Source organism: Nocardia araoensis NBRC 100135, assembly GCF_000308435.1.
Lineage (GTDB): Bacteria > Actinomycetota > Actinomycetes > Mycobacteriales > Mycobacteriaceae > Nocardia > Nocardia araoensis.
This window is the reverse complement of sequence record NZ_BAFR01000304.1, coordinates 1-4,848: the sequence shown is the minus strand read 5'-3', so window position 1 is coordinate 4,848 and position 4,848 is coordinate 1. Positions and strand designations below refer to the sequence as shown.

Genomic DNA, 4,848 nt, shown 5'->3' with positions numbered 1-4,848 from the left:
TTGTGGAGCCGTAGCACCGGTATGACCGGTGCGCTGGGTGATGCCGATATCGCCCGTTTGCGGCGGGAGGGTTTCCCGCCGTTGGACGAGCGAGAAGGCATGGCCCTGTTCGACGCCGCACTCGCGGGCGGCGCATCCGGGTTCGTCGCTGTCCGCGTGGACCGCGACGCACTGGCGGAATCGAAACCCCGTGCCATGACACGTGATCTGGTGCGGCCGTCCCGTCGCCGGGTCGCCGGTGACGCGGCGCGACAACCGGAACTGGCCGCGCGGCTGGCGGGTCGTCCGGCTGCCGAACAGGACCGCGTCGTCCTCGATCTCATCCGCGCCCAGGCCGCGGCGGTGCTGGGGCATACGAGCGCCGAGTCGATCCCTGCGGACAAACCCTTCCGCGACATCGGATTCGACTCCCTCGGTGTGATGGAATTCCGCAACAGGCTGACCGAAGCCACCGGCCTGCCACTGCCGTCGACACTGGTCTTCGACCACCCGACCGCCATCGCGATGGCGAAGCTGGTGCGTTCCCTGGCGGTGCCGACCGCCGCGCAGCAGCCCGCCGAACAGGCGCCGCGCCGGGACCGCGCGGTCGACGAACCGATCGCCATCGTGGGCATGAGCTGCCGCTTCCCCGGCGGAGTCGCCTCACCGGAGGATCTCTGGGACCTGCTGGCCGCGGGCGTGGACGCGAGCGGGGACTTTCCCACCGACCGCGGCTGGGATCTCGAGCGACTGTTCGACGCCGATCCGGACACCCCGGGTACCTCCTACACCCGACGTGGCGGCTTCCTGCCCGACGCGGGCGATTTCGACGCCGGATTCTTCGGCATCGGTCCCCGGGAGGCGTCCGCGATGGATCCCCAGCAGCGCCTGCTGCTGGAAGCGACCTGGGAGGCGCTCGAGGACGCCGGTGTCGATCCGGTCGCGTTGCGCGGCAGCGACACCGGCGTCTTCGCCGGAGCGTGCTCATCGGGCTACGGCGATCGGGTCACCGGAGAACTGGAGGGCTACCGCCTCACCGGCACCACGCACAGCGTGATCTCCGGCCGGGTGGCCTACGTCTTCGGTTTCGAAGGTCCCGCCGTCACCGTGGACACCGCGTGTTCCTCGTCGCTGGTGGCCCTGCACCAGGCCACTCGCGCGCTCCGCAACGGAGAGACCTCGCTGGCCTTGGCGAGCGGTGTGACGGTCGCGGCCGATCCGTACCTCTACGTCGATTTCGCCCGCCAGCGCGGTCTGGCGCCGGACGGACGCTGCAAGTCGTTCTCCGCCGACGCCGACGGCGTGGGTTTCGCCGAGGGCGTCGGAGTGCTCGTGCTCGAACGACTGTCGGATGCCCGGCGTCTCGGGCACCGGGTACTCGCGGTCGTGCGCGGTAGCGCGGTCAATCAGGACGGTGCGAGCAATGGCCTGACGGCGCCGAACGGTCCGTCGCAGGAGCGGGTGATCGCGGCGGCGCTGGCCGACGCGGGGTTGACGCCCGCGGACGTGGACGCGGTCGAGGCGCACGGAACCGGAACGATGTTGGGCGATCCGATCGAGGCAGGCGCGCTGATCAATGCCTACGGGCGCGACCGTGCCGGCCGCCCGCTGTTCATCGGGTCGGTGAAATCCAATCTCGGCCACACCATCGCCGCCGCGGGTGTCGGTGGCGTGATCAAGATGGTGCAGGCGCTGCGGCACGAAACCCTGCCGAAGACACTGCACGCGGAGCAGCCGAGCCCGCATGTGGACTGGTCGGCGGGGAACGTGCGGCTGCTGACCGAGGCCGAGGCCTGGCCCGCCGGGGAACGCGTCCGCCGAGCGGGCGTGTCGTCCTTCGGTGTCAGCGGCACCAACGCGCATGTCATCCTGGAAGAGGCGCCCGCGGCCGCGCCGGACGCGCCCGCTCCCGGTCCCAGGATCGAGACGGTCGTGCCCTGGCTGGTGTCGGCCGATTCCGAGTCGGGCCTGCGGGCGCAGGCCGAACGGCTGCGGCAGTGGTCGATCCGCCACCCCGGCGCCACACCATGGGACACCGCCCACGCGCTGCTCACCACCCGTGCCCAGCTGCCGTGGCGCGGCGCCGTCGTCGGACGCGACCGGGACGAACTGCTGGCCGGGCTGGCCGAATTGGCCGCAGGCGGCCCGGGCGCGATCGCGGCGAAGGCCAATGGGGCAGGCCGGACGGCGTTCCTGTTCACCGGCCAAGGCGCACAACGCGCCGGGATGGGCGCCGGTCTGTACGCGGTGTTCGATGTGTTCGCCACGGCCTTCGACGAAGTCTGCGCCCACATCGATCCGCTGCTCGGCCGGTCGCTGCGGGAACTGGTCTTCGACCCGGACGGCGCAGGCCTCGTGGATCGCACCGAGTTCACCCAGCCCGCCCTGTTCGCGTTCGAGGTGGCGCTGTTCCGGCTGCTGACATCGTTCGGCGTCGTTCCGGATGTGCTCATCGGGCATTCGATCGGCGAACTGACCGCCGCGTATCTCGCCGGGGTGTGGTCGCTGCCGGACGCGTGCTCGTTGGTGGTGGCGCGCGGGCGGTTGATGGGCGCACTGCCCGGCGACGGCGCGATGCTGGCCGCGGCGATGCCCGAGGAACGGGCGGTGGAGCTGCTCGACGAGGTAGCCGGCGGGGTTTCGATCGCCGCGGTGAACGGTCCGGGATCGGTGGTGTTCTCCGGCGCGGCCACCGTGATCGACACGATCGCCGACCGGCTGGCCACGGCGAACGTGCAGACGTCGCGGCTGCGGGTGAGCCATGCGTTCCACTCGGCGGCGATGGAACCGATGCTCGGCGAATTCCGCCGGGTGGCAGAAGGTTTGACCTATCACCGGCCGTCCGTCCCGATCGTGTCGAATGTTTCGGGCGCTCCGGCCGGCGACGAGTTGACCGACCCGGACTACTGGGTCGCCCAGGTGCGCGGGTGCGTGCGGTTCGCACCGGGCATCGCCACCCTGATCGACGACGGCGTCCGGCGGTTCCTGGAGGTCGGTCCGGATGCCGTGCTGGCCGCCATGGTCCGGCAGTGCCTGGCCGAAACGCCTGCCGCGGAGGCGGAGTCGATCGTGGTCGCGACCGCTCGGCGCTCGACCGACGAGCCGGATCGGTTCGTGACCGCGCTGGCGCAGACCGTCACCGGAGGAGTGCCGGTGGACTGGACGCCGCTGTTCGCAGGTCGCGCGGTCGAGCGAGTCGCGCTGCCCACCTACGCGTTCGAGCGTCGGCGGTACTGGTTGCCGCCGGTCCGGGTGTCGGATGTCACGCGTTCGGGTCTGGACGACGCGGGCCATCCACTGCTCGGCGCTCTGGTGCGGTTGCCGGATTCGCCGGAAGTCGTGTTCACCGGGCGATTGTCCCGGGCGGACGCTCCGTGGCTGGCCGATCACGCGGTCGGCGGGGCGGTCGTGTTCCCCGGCGCCGCCTTCGTCGAACTCGTCCTCCACGCGGGTGCGGCTGTGGCCTGCCCCGCGGTGTCGGAGCTGGTGATCGAGGCGCCGCTGCCGGTGCCATCGGCGGGCGCCGTCGAATTGCGGGTGGTCGCCGGTGGGCCGGAGGAATCGGGTGCACGGGCGGTCGCGGTGTATTCGCGGGCGCGGGACGGCGAGGCCGGTGCCGAGTCTGCTGAGTGGGTACGCCACGTGACCGCGACGGTGGCCGCGCGAGCGGATGGCCCGTCGGCCGCCACGGTGGCGACGAGCTGGCCACCGGCCGGCGCGACCGCGCGCGAACTCACCGGCGCGTACTCGGATCTTGCCGAACTCGGCTACGAGTACGGCCCGGCTTTCCAGGGGCTGTCCGCGCTGTGGCGCGGCGACGGTGAAGTCTTCGCGGAGGTCGTGCTACCCGAGGCCGCTCGATCGCAGGTCGGCGGGTACGGACTGCATCCGGCGCTGCTGGACGCGGCGCTGCACTCCGTCCTGGTCGGCGGGCTGGCCGAATCGGAGGCCGGTGCGGTGGCCGTGCCGTACTCGTGGGAGAACGTCAGGTTGTACGCGGCCGGCGCGACCACGGTGCGAGTCCATGCCGCCGTATCCGCCGCGGCGGCGGGAGAAACCCGAATCACGGTGACGCTCAGCGATATCTCGGGGCGGCCGGTGGCCGAGGTCGGTGCGTTGAGCCTGCGCAGTCTCCCGGCCGGTGCGTTCGCGTCGGTGCGCCGCCGCGCCTCCGGCTACGGCCTCGACTGGATCGCATTGCCCGCCGTCGAGCCGAGCGGGACCGCGGTCTGGGACGTCGCCGGTGACCTCGAGACCGTGCACGTCGCGGGCGCGGACGCGACGGTGGTCCGGCTCGAAACCGAGGTCGAGGAGGGCGACCTGCCCGCGACCGTGCGGGCGGTGGTGACCGCGACGACGACCCGCGTACGAGAGCTGCTGGAACGAGACGGTCGAGTCGTCGTGGTGACCCGGAGGGCGGTGCCGGTTCATCCCGGTGAGTCCGTGGATCCGGCCGCGGGAGCGGCGTGGGGGATGCTGCGCACCGCCCAGAGTGAGCATCCGGATCGGATCCTGCTCGTCGACGTCGACGACCGGGCCGATCACCGGGAGAGCGTCGCCCTGGCGCTGACTGTGGACGCCGAACCCCAACTCGCCGTCCGCGGCGGCGTCCCGTACGCCCCGCGCCTGCACCGTGCCGGGCACGCGGATGACGCCCGCCTGCGCGGCACGGAACTCTTGGGCGCCGCCGGGTCTTCCGACCACCGGGAATGGTCGTTCGCGCCGACCGGGAAAGGCACCCTGAGCGCGGACAATTTCGGCCTGAGCGAACTTCGGGACGCCTGGGAGCCACTGGCTCCGGGGCAGGTGCGGGTGCGCACGATGGCGGTGGGCCTGAACTTCCGGGACGTACTCGTCTCGCTCGGCACC

The 4,848-nt window shown here is 71.8% G+C and carries 1 protein-coding gene; it reads left to right on the top strand.

The features are described 5' to 3' along the window. Positions 1 to 21 precede the first annotated feature (21 nt). The coding region (locus ON21_RS30755; protein WP_245562802.1) for a type I polyketide synthase at positions 22 to 4,848 on the top strand (4,827 nt) is incomplete at its 3' end.